Annotated in this window: 12 protein-coding genes and 2 tRNA genes; 2 read left to right on the top strand and 12 right to left on the bottom strand. The window is 62.3% G+C overall.

Going from position 1 to position 13,635, the window contains the following annotated elements:
- Window positions 1–180: 180 nt before the first annotated feature.
- The 9 genes from ESZ53_RS10900 to ESZ53_RS10860 all read right to left on the bottom strand — a co-directional run bounded on the left by ESZ53_RS10900 (window position 181) and on the right by ESZ53_RS10860 (window position 8,004).
- Complete coding sequence (locus ESZ53_RS10900; RefSeq protein WP_246837300.1) at window positions 181–741, bottom strand: redoxin domain-containing protein; 561 nt, start codon at window positions 739–741, stop codon at window positions 181–183.
- A 14-nt stretch (window positions 742–755) separates the two neighbouring features.
- On the bottom strand, window positions 756–1,295 hold the full coding sequence (locus ESZ53_RS10895) for a YaeQ family protein (RefSeq protein ID WP_129072851.1): 540 nt from the start codon (window positions 1,293–1,295) through the stop codon (window positions 756–758).
- Between the two features lie 119 nt (window positions 1,296–1,414).
- Window positions 1,415–1,503, bottom strand: a tRNA-Ser gene (locus ESZ53_RS10890).
- 152 nt (window positions 1,504–1,655) lie between these two features.
- Complete coding sequence (locus tag ESZ53_RS10885) at window positions 1,656–2,357, bottom strand: glycosyltransferase family 2 protein (protein WP_231595096.1); 702 nt, start codon at window positions 2,355–2,357, stop codon at window positions 1,656–1,658.
- The gene (locus ESZ53_RS10880) at window positions 2,354–3,718 is read right to left on the bottom strand and encodes a PIG-L family deacetylase (RefSeq protein ID WP_246837299.1); all 1,365 of its coding nucleotides are present in this window, start codon (window positions 3,716–3,718) and stop codon (window positions 2,354–2,356) included. The genes ESZ53_RS10885 and ESZ53_RS10880 overlap by 4 nt, the downstream gene beginning before the upstream one ends.
- A complete protein-coding gene (locus ESZ53_RS10875) occupies window positions 3,715–4,767 on the bottom strand; it encodes an acyl-CoA dehydrogenase family protein (protein WP_129072849.1) in 1,053 nt (350 codons plus the stop codon). The genes ESZ53_RS10880 and ESZ53_RS10875 overlap by 4 nt, the downstream gene beginning before the upstream one ends.
- Window positions 4,768–4,889: 122 nt before the next feature.
- Window positions 4,890–6,200 carry an LCP family protein gene (locus ESZ53_RS10870; RefSeq protein ID WP_129072848.1) on the bottom strand — a complete coding sequence of 437 codons (1,311 nt, stop codon included), beginning with the start codon at window positions 6,198–6,200 and terminating at the stop codon, window positions 4,890–4,892.
- A gap of 45 nt (window positions 6,201–6,245) precedes the next feature.
- A tRNA-Ser gene (locus tag ESZ53_RS10865) sits at window positions 6,246–6,330 on the bottom strand.
- Window positions 6,331–6,417: 87 nt separating this feature from the next.
- Window positions 6,418–8,004: a PucR family transcriptional regulator gene (locus ESZ53_RS10860; protein WP_129072847.1), complete on the bottom strand. Its 1,587-nt coding sequence runs from the start codon at window positions 8,002–8,004 to the stop codon at window positions 6,418–6,420.
- A gap of 131 nt (window positions 8,005–8,135) precedes the next feature.
- Here ESZ53_RS10860 and ESZ53_RS10855 point away from each other — a divergent pair, with 131 nt between their 5' ends.
- On the top strand, window positions 8,136–9,455 hold the full coding sequence (locus tag ESZ53_RS10855; protein WP_129072846.1) for an aspartate aminotransferase family protein: 1,320 nt from the start codon (window positions 8,136–8,138) through the stop codon (window positions 9,453–9,455).
- Between the two features lie 87 nt (window positions 9,456–9,542).
- Here ESZ53_RS10855 and ESZ53_RS10850 read toward each other — a convergent pair whose 3' ends face one another.
- Together ESZ53_RS10850 and serS are read right to left on the bottom strand one after the other, a co-directional pair.
- Complete coding sequence (locus tag ESZ53_RS10850) at window positions 9,543–10,379, bottom strand: HAD family hydrolase (RefSeq protein WP_246837298.1); 837 nt, start codon at window positions 10,377–10,379, stop codon at window positions 9,543–9,545.
- Entirely contained in the window at window positions 10,376–11,641 is a 1,266-nt protein-coding gene (gene serS, locus ESZ53_RS10845; RefSeq protein WP_129072845.1) for a serine--tRNA ligase, read from the bottom strand. The genes ESZ53_RS10850 and serS overlap by 4 nt, the downstream gene beginning before the upstream one ends.
- A 37-nt stretch (window positions 11,642–11,678) precedes the next feature.
- Between serS and ESZ53_RS10840 the strand changes: the two genes are divergently transcribed.
- Window positions 11,679–12,668 carry a diacylglycerol kinase family protein gene (locus ESZ53_RS10840; RefSeq protein WP_129072844.1) on the top strand — a complete coding sequence of 330 codons (990 nt, stop codon included), beginning with the start codon at window positions 11,679–11,681 and terminating at the stop codon, window positions 12,666–12,668.
- Between the two features lie 9 nt (window positions 12,669–12,677).
- Here ESZ53_RS10840 and pheA read toward each other — a convergent pair whose 3' ends face one another.
- The gene (gene pheA, locus ESZ53_RS10835; RefSeq protein WP_129072843.1) at window positions 12,678–13,634 is read right to left on the bottom strand and encodes a prephenate dehydratase; all 957 of its coding nucleotides are present in this window, start codon (window positions 13,632–13,634) and stop codon (window positions 12,678–12,680) included.
- Window position 13,635 lies beyond the last annotated feature (1 nt).

Here is a 13,635-nt window from a genome sequence, read left to right as displayed (position 1 = left end):
GTCCTTCGTCGGGCTCACATGCGCTGGCCGCCGACTAGGTTTCGACCGCCGAAAGCGCACTTTGAATAACGATTCGTGCCGATACTATGCGGGGCATGAGCGCCCTGTCTACCCCCTTTGGGGGGACATGAGGGTGATCGGCGGAATCGAGATCGAAAGATGACAACCGACGATCACATATTAGGGCGCGACTACTCCGCGTGCGGGATACTTTTCCTCGGTCACGTATTCGATGCCATGGATGATCGCCTTAATCGGCATCCGCCCGAACGGCATGCTCGACACCGTGGCCCAGAACACCGTGTTGTCAGAGTCGAGAATGACCATGCCCGGTTCACTGAACAACTCGGGCTCGCCCTTCTTGAAACCGCTCGAGATGAACAGCCCCCACTGGCGCGCTTGTTCTTCGCTCAGCCCATAGGCAAGTGGCAGTCGAGACAGCTCCCAATCCTCGATAGAGATCGAGGCGCGCTTGAGGGTGTCCATGCTGATAGCTACTACGCGGCCCACCCCGGCCTCGCGGAGTGCATCGAGCTCGGCATCGAGCTCGCGCAGCTGCTTGCGGCACACCGGGCAGTGCAGCCCGCGGTAAAACACCATGAGCGTGAAACGGCCATCGGCCCCCGTGCCGAGTTCAAGATCGTCGATCGTGCCGCCGCGAGCGAGCGGCAAGGAGAGAGCGGGAGGCTGGGTGCGCGGCAGGATAGTCATCATTGCTTCCAACGCGACCCGAGGCCACATTCATTCCTCGCTAGCTAGTGGACCTCGTGAGCGTGCAGCTCAGTCGTCAAGGTTGTTCCATTCATTTCTAGGTAGAGCTGGCCTTCCGTGACCGACAGCGTCATGCTGTTGCGGCGCTCGACTGCCGCCACGGCGTCCTCGATAAAGCTCGCATCAAAGCTGCGAAAAACGATCTCATTCGAATTGTGAATGCGCTTGCCGGCCCACGGTGCCGCGACCTTCGCGGGATCCCTATGCGTGTATACGGCCACTCGCCCGGCCAGCTTGCTACCAAAGTGGAGGCGGGCGGCATCTGGAGCGCCTACCTCGATCCAGGCCGTTACAGCGCCCGTGAGGTCGCGCACGAGAACAGCAGGTTCATCGGTCGACGAGATCCCTTCGCTAAACGCGATTCCCTCTTCGAACTCGAGACAGTACGCGAGCAAGCGCGTCACCATATACGGCATCGTTTCGGATGGATGCAGTGCCACCCGCAGCGTGAAGTCGTCGTACACCCCGCGATCCACATCGGCCAGTTGAACCGCGAAAGTGTGAATCGTTGCGCCTGCTGCCATAGCGACTGAGCCTAGCTGCTGGGGGTCGTACGTGATGACCGCCGCCCACCATCACGATCACCTGCACTCTCGCGAAGTTAAAGCAGAAAAGCCCCCGACTGGTCGGGGGCTTTCTTCTGCGGAGACGGAGAGATTTGAACTCTCGGTACCCTTACGGGTACTCCACCTTAGCAGGGTGGTGCACTAGGCCGGACTATGCGACGTCTCCAGACGTGCTCAGCAATCATAACCGCTCATCCGCTGAACGACGAACCGAATACGGCATGGGCTGCTTTCGCGCAGCACCCGTGGCGTTCGACACGCACCGCGTCCCGCCCCTCGTTCCGCACTTCCGACTCACCCTGCGGCTCGCCACCGGCCCTAGAGCCGCTCCCGCAAGTGCGATGCGTAGCCGCCTGGCGTGCGCCCGTAGGCGCGCCCCGAAGTGAGGACGCAGCACTCAGCCGTCGCCACTGAACGCACCCCCGCCGCCGCTAGCGCCTCGACCAGTCGAACATCTTCGTGCTCCGGAACCGGCGAATATCCGTCGACCTGTTGATAGACATCGGCGCGAAAACCAAGATTTGCCCCGTGCACATGCCCGTTCGCTTCACCGGGAGTGTGCGTCGCCAGCCACCGCTGGCGCTGCCCCTCGCTTAGGTCGGCGAAGTCTGGTCGCACCGTGCCAATCATCAATTCAGCACCCGCAGTGGCAAGCTCCCACTGATGCACGAGCCAGTTGGCCGGCACTTGAGAGTCCGCGTCGGTATTTGCGATCCACAGCTCGGAAGGCGGGGCGCCACAGGTCGAGAGCAAATGATGAACACCGTGGCGTCGCGCAGCGCCAACAGCGCCGTAGTCGACGCGGAGCACCTCGACATCGTGCCATTGGGTCGCGATCGAAGCTGAGCCATCAGTGCAGTTATCCAACACGAGGATGAGGCGCACCCACGGCACGTCATCTGATGCGTGCTGCCGCAGAGTCTCTCTCGCGACCGCTAACGCCGCGATCGCCGGCCCTAGGAGCTCTTCTTCGTTGTTGGCCGGAACGACGATCCCCATCCCTGAAAGCGGCGCACTCATACGAGCCCCGTTTGCTGGGCTACCGAGCGCGCCGGACGCTGGCCAAAGATCTCAAGGATGAAATCCTCTTCGCAATGCTGCACGATGCGCTCCAATTGCTCGACCTCGCTGAGCCGCTGATGCACCTGATCGCCGCTGAGGGGATACTCCGCGACGGGGTGTCGCCAGTGGCAGGCGACCAGAACGCCATCCGGGGTCAGGCTGGCAGCCGCGCGAGAAAGCACCCGGTCGAGCGCAGCGACGTCGAAGTAGTACCCCACCTCAGACAGCACGATGAGGTCGAACGCGCCATCCGGCCACTCTTCTGCGGTAGCCGCGTGATGAAAGGACACCTGTGGGTGGTTGGCTAACCGTTCGCGGGCGATCTCGAGCGGCTTAGCCGAAAGATCGGTGGCGAGAAGACTGTCGCACCGTGGAGCAAGTTGCGCGCTCAGCATCCCGATCGAACATCCGACCTCGAGCGCCTGACCGAACCTCTCTCGGGGCAGGCTAGCCATAGTGATCGCTCTTTTTCGCTCTTCGTACCAGCGAGTTTCGAAGCCCCAGGGATCCTTTTTGTCGCCGTAGAAGTTGTCGAAGAAGCCCTGGTTCAGAGTCTCGCTCTCCTCGACAGCGGTGACGATGAACGCTTCTACCCGCCGCTCGAAGTGCTCAACAAACTCTGGTCGAAGAACGACTTCATCCCCGACGGCATCCGACAGTGGCGCGACTTGACTTGCGTGCGCTGCAATTGCTTGACGCTTAGCCACTAGTTCCTCGTCGTCGAGAGAAAAGGCGCGCAGTCGAGCCCAGGGCATATCGCGGTCTTCAGGCGACGACCAGTGCCACAGCCAAATCGGATATTCAACCAATTTCGCGCGATGCGCAAACGCTACTTCGGCACTCACTTCTCCCACAATCCGGTGGTCACCGTGGCCATCCCCCCGCCACGTCGCCGCGATCGTCGCTTCGCCCTCTGCCGAAGCAATCACCTTTTCGATTCCCGAGCGCACAGCATCCGGATCTTCTTTGAGCGCGCCATCGCGAAGCCCCAGGCGCACAATCGAGCTTCCCGGAGCGAGGTATTCAACCGCTTCTTGAACCTCTCGAATACGGCGTGCTCGAAGCTGCGCGGCGCTGTGCGTCGGAGACGAGGGATGAGAATTGTCACCGTCCGTCGCGAGGATAACTGTGACACTGCCGCCGGTCGATGAGACCCTCTTCATTAGTCCGGCGGCGCCGAGGGTTTCGTCATCGGGATGAGCAGACACCACGATGAGCCGCTCGATGCCGGTCGCATCAAACTCTTCCACCGCGCGCCACGAAGCGCTTGACCGCCACCGCGATTCAGACGTTCCCGGGTCGCGGTGATCGAACTTCACCACGCGAAGTGTCCGTCCGCGAGCAGCTTGCGCCCCAGACTCGCGTAGTCGCGCTCCGCATGATGCTGCCTCACATAGAGCTGGAGGTCAGCCACCCGACGGGCATGTTCCTCTTCCAGCGCGAGAGGCGCAGGGCCCAACGCGTGCCCCACTCGTTCGATCACGTCATCGACGTCCCGCGCCACTCGCGCGCGAGTTCGGTAGCCAACGATTCTTGCGGCGTCGCGATCGAGATCATCGCCGTCCACAGCATCCGCCGCCGCCGCCAACGCAAGGCGTGACGACTGAATTGCAAGGTCGAGAGCCCCGATCTGCATCAGCCCGATTTGATCGGGCTCCCGTTCTCGACTCGCAGAGATCGCCCTCCGAGCGATGCCAACGGCACCGCCCCACCAACATGCCGCCACTCCGATACCGCCCCAAGCGAACCCGGGGCGTTCGAGATACCAGCCGTCGGCGCCGATGGGCCGGGCAAACGCACCGTTGAAGTCGACGCTGCCGCTCGTGATCGCCGTCAACCCTCGCGCGTGCCACTCGCCGTCTCGCACAACGACGCTGTCTTGCGTGAGGGAGACAGCGAAAAGCCGCCTGGTCGAAGAGGACGTCTGTGCCGTCACGAGAGCGTGGCTGAGCGATCCGGCCAGGGAGCACCACGCCTTCGTTCCGACCAGTCGCCATTCACCGTCTGAGAAGCTAGCGCTTACTCCGGAGGTCGACGATTCCGCTGCGAATACGCCCCAAGTGGCCTCATCAGCAACATCGAGATCGTCCTCGGCCGAGACTCCCGCTTCCTTGAGAATGCTCAGAGCATCGAGGTGCGGTTCGACCGCCCGGGCGACAGTGAGGTCGACTGCTCCCACCGTCGCGAGCACGCTCCACAGGGAGGCAGTGGCTCCCTCGAGAAGATGCGGAACTCGCCCCAGCGAGCGCGCAAATGCCAGAGTTCGATTAATTTCGCTACCGCATTCAGCAGCCTCGTGGCTAGCCCACTCTGCTAGCTCTCGATCTCTCTCGTCTTCAGCGAGCGAAATCGATAGAGTCCTCTTCACGCTTAGCTATCACCCTTGTACTCAGTGCCGCTGAGGGCAGTGTCATATCGGCTGCCTTCGAGCAACCACTTGTTGTAGCAGTTGTACCAAATGGCCCTGAGAACTGCTGAGAATTAAACGCTTTAGTAGCTGTTGGTGATCGAGCAGCTGTACGTTGCGGCGCTTTGGCCGCGGACGTCGATGACGTCAATGTCTTCTTCGGGAGTAGCAGTCGAAGCGTCTGTGGGCTCCCCCGTCGCACCGTCAGCGGCGTCATCCGTCGCCTCGGGCTCGGGAGCGTTAGGGTCAATGGTTGCGCCGGTGCCATCAGTGTCGTCGGCAGTCGTGAACGGCGTATCAGCACGAACGAGATCCATCATTTGCTCGCCGAGGTACTCGTTGGGCTGAACCTTGCCTTCGTAGACCCCAAAGCCGCCGGTGGTACCGGGGTACTGGACGAACTGAACTCGTTCGAGCGGGATGTCCTTGAGTGCGAGGGCGATGGACACCATAGTGGGCACGTCTGCAAGGCTGTTCGACAGTTGCATGTTCGCGATGGCGGCATCCGCCAAGTTGTACAACTTCTTGTAGTCGCCAAGAGTGTCGGAGCTCTTCAGGGTGCGCACCATAGACGACAGATAGACCTGCTGCGAACTAATTCGCGTCAAGTCACTTCCGTCACCAACGCCGTGGCGCGAGCGCAAGAAGCCGAGAGCCTCTTCCCCCTTAAGCGTGTACGTGCCAGCCTCGGGAAGATTGATGTCGGCCTCTGGGTCAATGAGCGGTCCGTCGATACACACCGGAACACCACCGATGGCGTTCGTCATCTCGATAACACCGGTGAAGGTGATGAGGCCGGCGAACTGAATATCAAGGCCCGTGAACTCTGAGAGAGTCAGTGCGACGCAGGCGAGCCCACCGTACGACAAGGCTGTATTGAGGGGCTCAGTGGAGTAGTACTTGGTGTACTCGCCGTCGGTGCTCGGGCACTCGGGAATGCCCATCACCATGTCGCGAGGAAAGCTGATTGCGACGGCCGACTGACGGTCTGCCGCAACGTGCAGAATCATGTTGACGTCGTTGAGTTCGCCAGAGTCAGAATCCGCCGAACCGCCGATACCGCTCTGGCCAGCACGAGTGTCGCTACCGGCAATGAGGATATTGAAGCCGCCCTCGAAGCTTCCGATCTGGGGCGGCGGGCCATCCGTTTCTCCCACAAGAGAAACGGTGTCGCGCTGACCATAAATGCTGTCGAAGGCGACAGCGCCCACGGCAGCACCGCTTACCAAGACGACGGCAAGAGAAGCCGCCACAATCTTGGCGATTGAACCCCACGGCCCCGGTTTCTTCAACCGGCCGTGGCGTGCCAGACCTTCAACTTCAGGCTTCTGCTTGGGGTCAGTGCGGTCGACAGAGCGCGAACGCAACTCTGAGCGCGGACGAAGTTCACTCATCGCACTCCCCTTTCATTTACCGGAAACTAGCCATGGCACGCGGAGCGGAGGGCGTGGGATTCGAACCCACGAGACATTTCTGCCCACCAGTTTTCAAGACTGGCTCCATCGGCCGCTCGGACAGCCCTCCTTGCGTGACGCAAGTTCAGAGTGTAACGGATGCCCGCAGGGTGTACCTGAAAAGAAGGCCAGAACGCGCGAAATGGGGGTACGTGCCCTAGACGCTCAACCTCAGTGCCGCCCAGAGCTCGAGTCGCCCTTCGAAAGACTCGAGATTGAGATTCAGGATGCTGCCCGCCTGGTCGATGCGCGACCGCACGGTGTGCCGGTGCACGCCCAGACTTGCGGCGGTCGCGCCCCACGAGCAATCGTGCGCGAACCAGGAGCGCAGCGTCTGAACGAGGGCTGCCGAGTGCTCGGGCTCGAGATCGGTGAGTGGCGTGAGCACTCGATGCGCCACTCGCTCAGCACCCGCTGCATGCAGCACCCCGAGCATCCCGGAATCGGCGATCGCAGCGAACGCGGTAAGGCCAGGTTGCTTGCCGCGGGCCTGTAACGCGGTAGATGCTTGCCCGACAGCCGTAGCAAGTTCGGAGTAATTGGCGGCGTGCGCACTACCCGCCACGAGGTGGTGGTCGTCGACGAGCTCTTCGAGCGCGTGGAGAGCCGAGATCGCCGTACGTGAGTCGCTGGCACCGTCGACCAGCACGACGATTACCTCGCCGCGCACAGCGAAGAATCCGTGGCCGTCAGCATCGAGGGCCCACACGTCGAGAGCATCGAGAATGAAGTGACTCTGGGTGTGGCGAGCGAGCGCGAAGACGCTTAGCGGCTCGGTGGGCAAACCACCCCACACCTCGGTAGCGATCGAGCGGGCGGCAGTTACCCTGCCCTCAAGCATCAGCTCCACGAGCGACGACCTCAAGTGCCCCCGTGTCGCGTCGAGAGCGCGGTTCTGTTCGAGGGCGAGCGTTGCCATAGCGATGACGCTCGTGACCAACTCATTCTCGGCGCGATCGAGAGGCACACCGCGCCCCAGAGCAAGGGCGCCGCGCAGAGCACCGCTCTGGCCGAGGGTCTGAATCGTGACCTGGCCCGCATCGAGAGTGAGAGCCGTGGATGACCGGCTGCCCTTGCGCAGCGCCCGCGCCACTTCATCCCGCACCGGTTCGGCGAATCGGTCACCCGAGCGCTGTTGCCCCGGCACCGGCACCGGATGCCCGGTTGCGTCAAAGAGACCGACCCAGCAGGAGAGCTGACGCTCGAGTTCGATCAGGGTCGACCGTAATCCGGTGGGCTTGAGCGCAGCATAGGAGATCGCTTTGTGGGCGGCGATCGACCATTCCATGCGACGACTGCGCTCGGCCGCAATCTGATCGGCCACCTCACGAATGACGGCAATAAAGGGAACCCTGTCAGGCACATCGATGAGCGGCAGCCCCGCCCGCGCACATGCGACGGCAAGCCCCGGTGGCATGCCCTGATGAAGAAAGTGCGTGGCGAAGCCGAGGCCCACGATGCCAGCGTCGACGAGGCGGCGCACATAAGAGTTGTAGTCGTAGGTCTCCGTTGCGGCAGCAAATCCGAACTGCGCGCCGTCTGTGAGGAGCACATTGCCGGCGCTCAAGAAGGGAGTCGGGTCGTCGAGATCTGAGCTGTGAACCCACGAGATCGGGGTTGCCATTCGGTCAGCGAGAGCGGTGCCCGCCGTGACCGCGACCGCGTCGGTGAGATCCGCTGAGGCGGCAACGAGACTCAGCCGCAGGGTGCGTTTAGTGAGGAGCCACTCAAGCGTTGGAAGCATCCGGATATCCCCTCATCGTCACGCTCTCACATTATGTCGAACAAATGACAGTTTTTTATACAAATTGGCAACCACACGTAGTTCTGCGCGGACGATAGTGGAGACATTCGTTCCGTCTTGAAAGGTGCCTCATGAACTCTGCGCCCGCATCGCCCCTGCCCAGCAACGCCGACACCGTCGCGCTCGACCGTGCCCACGTGTTCCATTCCTGGTCTGCGCAGGGCGCGCTGAAGCCCCTCGTGCTTGAAGGCGGCCTCGGCAGCACCGTGTGGGACAACGAAGGCAACGAGTACCTCGACTTCTCGAGCCAGCTCGTGAACATCAATATTGGGCACCAGCACCCCGCCGTGATTGCGGGCATCAAGGCACAGGCCGACATCATGGCCACCGTTGCTCCCGCGCACGCCATCAACATCCGCGGTGAAGCAGCCCGCAAAATTACCGACCACGCGCCCGAGGGCATGAACAAGGTCTTCTTCACCAACGGTGGAGCGGATGCCAACGAAAACGCCATGCGGATGGCTCGCCTGCACACCGGCCGCGACAAGATCATCTCGCGCTACCGCTCGTACCACGGCAACACCGGATCGGCCGTCGTCGCTACCGGCGACTGGCGCCGCATCCCCAACGAGTACGCTCGTGCCCACGTGCACGTGTTCGGCCCCTACGAGTACCGCTCCGAATTCTGGTCGGACTCCCCCGAACAAGAATCAGAGCGCGCCCTGCACCACCTCGAGCGCACTATCCAGGCAGAGGGCGCTGAGTCGATCGCCGCCATTCTGCTTGAGAGCATCCCCGGCACCGCCGGCGTGCTGACCCCGCCGCCCGGCTACATGGCTGGTGTTCGCGCGATCGCCGACAAGTACGGCATCCTGCTCATCCTGGATGAGGTCATGGTCGGCTTCGGCCGCACCGGGCACTGGTTCGCGTTCGAAGCCTTCGACGTGAAGCCCGACCTCATTACCTTCGCCAAGGGCGTCAACTCGGGCTACATCCCCGTGGGCGGTGTCGTCATCTCTGACGAGATTGCGGCCACCTTCGACGAGCGCGTCTTCCCCGGCGGCCTCACGTACTCGGGCCACCCCATCGCTGCCGCCTCCATCGTCGCTTCCATCACCGCGATGGAAGAGGAAGGCATCGTGGAGAACGCCGCCATGATCGGTCGCGACCACATCGCACCCGGCCTCGCCGCGCTCGCCGAGAAGCACGACTGCATCGGCGACGTCCGCGGAAGCGGCGTCTTCTGGGCGCTCGAGCTCGTCGCCAACCGCGAGACCCGCGAACCACTCAGCGCTGCCGACATGGGCAAGGTCAAGGGTGCGCTCATCGCGCGCGGACTGCTGCCCTTCATCGCCGACAACCGCATCCACGTCGTGCCACCGGCCGTTGTGACGCCAGAAGAAGTTGCCCGCGCCATGGCCATCTACGACGAAGCGCTCAGCGAGCTCTAGCCCGCGTCACCGCCGTTAACGACGAAGGGGTGCGCCCGAGCCACAAGCTCGGTCGCACCCCTTTGTTGTAAGACGTAGGCCTGCTTACTACGAAGCGGGAAGTGATTTCAGAAGAGCGGTGAGGGCGAGCGCGGCGCCGTCGTTGACGTCGCTTTCGGTGACCTGATTGGCGACCGTGAGCACGTCATCCGGAGCCTGCCCCATGGCTACGCCGCGACCGCGCGAGGCTGCCCACTCGAGCATGTCGATGTCGTTGCGGCCATCACCCATGGCGAACACGCGCGAGCGCGGGATGCCGAGGCGCGAGCGCACATTTTCGAGCGCCGTTGACTTGTTGACGCCATCGGGCGCGATGTCGAGCCAGGCTGTCCACCCGACGTTGTAGCTGACCTTGTGGAGCCCCATCTTCTCGACGACGGCCAGAAAGTCGTCAACCTGATGCTGGGGAGAGATGACGACAACACGGGTGGCCTGCACCTTGGTGAGTTCATCGAACGACACATCTTCGATGACTGCGCCGAGCGCGCCATCCGGAAATTTGCCGTCGACAAAGAACTTGCCCGTGGAATCTTCGACCGCATAGTTGGCCGACGCCAAATGCTGCTTGATGCTCGTAAGAACGTCTTTGGGATTGAACATCTCGACGAACTCGCGGGCGTATCCGCCCTCAGCCAGCGGATCACGCTTGAGCGTAATCGCGCCGTTCGAGCAGACCACGTACTGAGGGGTGAGCCCTAGCTTGCGCAAGATCGGCAAGGTCATCGCAACCGAGCGACCGGTGGCCAGCATGATCTCGTGACCGGCATCCCGCACTGCGGCAACAGCCTCGATTACGGCGGCGTTCATCTCCCCCGACTCGAGCAGCAGAGTGCCGTCGATGTCGAGTGCGATCATCCAGCGGTCATCCTGTGCGGCGATTGTCACGCGAGTGGCTCCAAAATTTCGAGCCCACCGAGGTAGGGCCGCAGTGCTTCTGGCACCACGACTGCCCCGTCGGGCTGTTGGTGAGTTTCGAGGATGGCAACCAACCAGCGCGTGGTAGCCAAGGTTCCGTTGAGGGTGGCGACAGGGGCTGTCTTTCCCGACTCGGTGCGATACCGGATGTCGAGTCGACGTGCCTGATACGTCGTGCAGTTCGAGGTGGACGTGAGCTCGCGGTACGTGCCCTGGGTCGGAACCCACGCCTCGATGTCGTACTTGCGGGCAGCGCTGGAACCGAGGTCGCCACCGGCAACATCGATCACACGGTAGCTGAGCTCGCACGCCTGCAGCATTGACTCTTGGAACGACAGCAGGCGCTCGTGCTCAGCCTGGGCATTCTCGGGCAGCACGTAACTGAACATCTCGAGCTTGTTGAACTGGTGAACGCGCAGAATGCCACGGTTGTCTTTACCAGCCGAACCCGCTTCGCGGCGGTAGCAGGTCGACCAACCGGCGTACCGTAGCGGGCCCTTCGAGAGATCAAGAATCTCATCGGAGTGGTACCCGGCGAGCGCAACTTCACTGGTACCGGTGAGGTACAGGTCGTCGGCAGGCAGATGATAAATCTCGTCGGCGTGCTCCCCCAAGAACCCGGTGCCGGCCATCATTTCGGGGCGCACGAGGGTGGGAGTGATGAGCGGGATGAAGTCGCCAGCGATAGCGCGATCGAGCGCCATGTTCATGAGGCCCAGTTCGAGTCGCGCGCCGACGCCCTTAAGGAAGTAGAAGCGGCTGCCCGCAACCTTCACTCCGCGGGGGATGTCGATAGCACCGAGCAGCTCGCCGAGGTCGGCATGGTCACGGGGCTCAAAGTCGAACGTCGCGGGCGTGCCCACTTCGCGCACGAGTTCCCAGTCATCCTCGCCACCGACGGGAACGCCTTCGACGGCGATGTTGCCGAGCGACCCGACGATGCGAGTGAATTCAACTTCGGCCTCGGTCGACGCCTGCTGGGCCAGCTTGACCTGAGCTGACAGCTCTTGGGCTTGCGCCACCAGGGCCTTCTTCTCATCTGCTGGAGCCTGAGCAACCTTCTTGCCGAAGCTGTTTTGCTCAGCACGTAACGCCTCGAACTCGCCGATGCGGGCACGGCGGTTGTGGTCGGCGGCGATAGCGTCGTCGACGAGCTGAACGGACGCCCCGCGAGCGAGCTGCGATTGCCGCACGGCGTCGGGGTTTTCTCGGAGAATTTGGGGGTCAATCACCAGTACAGCCTACCGATTCATGGCGTAGCGTTTATCTGTGCCCTCGCCTCGAAACTCCAAGCCCAAAGTGGCGGTGGTTTATAACCCCATCAAGGTCGATCTTGCCAAGCTCACCAAATTGGTAAACGCAGCAGCGAAAGCCGCTGACTGGGCTACCCCGCTGTGGTTCTCTACGACCGAGGTGGATGCGGGTCAAGGTGTCACGGGTAGCGCCATCCGTCGCGGCGCTTCCATGGTGATTGCAGCTGGCGGCGATGGAACTGTTCGTGCGGTTGCCGAGGCCTTGCGCGGCAGCGGTGTTTCCATGGGACTCATCCCGGCAGGCACGGGCAACCTGCTCGCCCGCAACCTCGATCTCCCTGCCGGCAACATGCACGACAGCGTGGACATCGCCTTCAACGGCTACGACCGCGCGATCGACCTCGGCATCGTCAACATCGTTCGCGACAACGGAAACCACGAAGAGCATGCCTTTCTCGTGATGGCCGGCCTTGGTCTTGATGCGAAGATGATCAAGAACACGAGCACCAAGCTCAAGAAAGCTGTGGGCTGGCTCGCCTACGTCGACGGCATTGCCCGCTCGATCCCTGAGCTGCACCCCGTGAAACTGCGCTACAGCGTGGATGGCGCGCCGAACCGTTCCCTCAGCGCGCATACCGTGATCATCGGCAACTGCGGCTCGCTGCCGGGTGGTCTGCTACTGATGCCCGATGCCCAACCGGATGACGGCATCCTCGACATGGCGGCGTTGGTGCCCCGCGGCCGCTTCGGCTGGCTCAATATCTGGAACAAGATCGCGTGGGAAAACGGCGTGCTGCGCAAGAGCGTCATGGGTCGCCGCATCATCGACCTCTCGAAAGACGTGCGCGACGTGCGCTATGCCAAGGGCAGCGACCTCAACATGATCGTCGACAACCCCGAGGAGTTTCAGCTCGACGGCGACGAGTTCGGTCTCGCCAAGTCAGTGCACACCTGGGTCGACCCGCTCGCGCTCATCGTGCGCGTATCCAAGTCGCGCACGAAATAGGGCGGCTCGTTAGCTCGCGCTCGGCTCATTCGTGACAATCCCGCGCAGCCAGTCTCGCGCCTCAACGAACACGTCATTTCCATACCGCGGGGTGACCATCGTCGCGAGCTTGTCAGCACGCGGGTAGCTTCCCAAGAAGATGACCTTGGGGCTGAAACGCTTGAGACCCAAGAGAGCGTCTGCAACGCGCTCATCGAGAATGTGACCCTCAAGGTCGATGACGAAACGGTAGCGACCGAGCTCGTCGCCGATGGGGCGGGATTCGATCAGGCTCATGTTCACACCGCGGGTGGCGAACTGCTCCAGCATCTCCAGCAATCGGCCGGGGGCATTGTCGGGAAGTTCGACGATCACGCTCGTCTTGTCTGCGCCGGTGGGGGCGGGGAGTTCGGTACTCGAGGAGACCAGAACAAAACGCGTCACCGAAGTTGTGTTGTTCGCGATGTTTTCCGCGAGCACTTCGAGCGGATAGTGCTCGGTGATCCCGGGCGGGGCAACGGCGGCATCCGCAACAGAGTTCTCTAGCAGCGAGGCCGCGGCCGAGACATTAGAACTGGCGGGGATGTAGCCGTGCTGAGGCAACTGGGCGTCGAGCCAGCGTCGCGTCTGCCCATAGGCCACCGGATGCGCGTTGACGGTTGTCACGTCGGCGAGCGTGGTGCCTGGCCTGGCCACGAGAACGAAATTCACGGGCACCAAATACTCGCCAAGGATGCGGATATCAGGGGTCGTGGTGAGCGCATCTTGAGTAGCACTGACTCCGCCATCGATCGAGTTCTCGATGGCGATCATTGCCGCGATGCTGCGGCCGCTCGTCACATCGTCGAGCGCCTCTCCGACATTGTTGACACTCTTCCAGTGCGCGCCGACCGCTTCGGGCACTTGCTTGAGTGCGGCCTCCGTAAACGTTCCGGCCGGCCCGAGGTAGCTGTAGCTCACGGAGTCAGGGCGCGGCGTCGAAGTCATG

It is taken from the genome of Salinibacterium sp. UTAS2018 (assembly GCF_004118935.1).
In the GTDB taxonomy this organism is placed as follows: domain Bacteria; phylum Actinomycetota; class Actinomycetes; order Actinomycetales; family Microbacteriaceae; genus Rhodoglobus.
Note: the sequence above shows the minus strand (reverse complement) of the source record. Positions and strands in the feature narration are given on the sequence as shown.

Excerpts from the sequence above, each read along its gene's own strand:
- ESZ53_RS10895 (WP_129072851.1), bottom strand. The coding sequence starts at position 1,295 with ATGGCAGCAGGCGCAACGATTCACACTTTCGCGGTTCAACTGGCCGAT.
- ESZ53_RS10870 (WP_129072848.1), bottom strand. The coding sequence starts at position 6,200 with ATGAGTGAACTTCGTCCGCGCTCAGAGTTGCGTTCGCGCTCTGTCGAC.
- ESZ53_RS10860 (WP_129072847.1), bottom strand. The coding sequence starts at position 8,004 with ATGCTTCCAACGCTTGAGTGGCTCCTCACTAAACGCACCCTGCGGCTG.
- ESZ53_RS10885 (WP_231595096.1), bottom strand. The coding sequence starts at position 2,357 with ATGAGTGCGCCGCTTTCAGGGATGGGGATCGTCGTTCCGGCCAACAAC.
- pheA (WP_129072843.1), bottom strand. The coding sequence starts at position 13,634 with ATGACTTCGACGCCGCGCCCTGACTCCGTGAGCTACAGCTACCTCGGG.
- ESZ53_RS10900 (WP_246837300.1), bottom strand. The coding sequence starts at position 741 with ATGTGGCCTCGGGTCGCGTTGGAAGCAATGATGACTATCCTGCCGCGC.
- ESZ53_RS10855 (WP_129072846.1), top strand. The coding sequence starts at position 8,136 with ATGAACTCTGCGCCCGCATCGCCCCTGCCCAGCAACGCCGACACCGTC.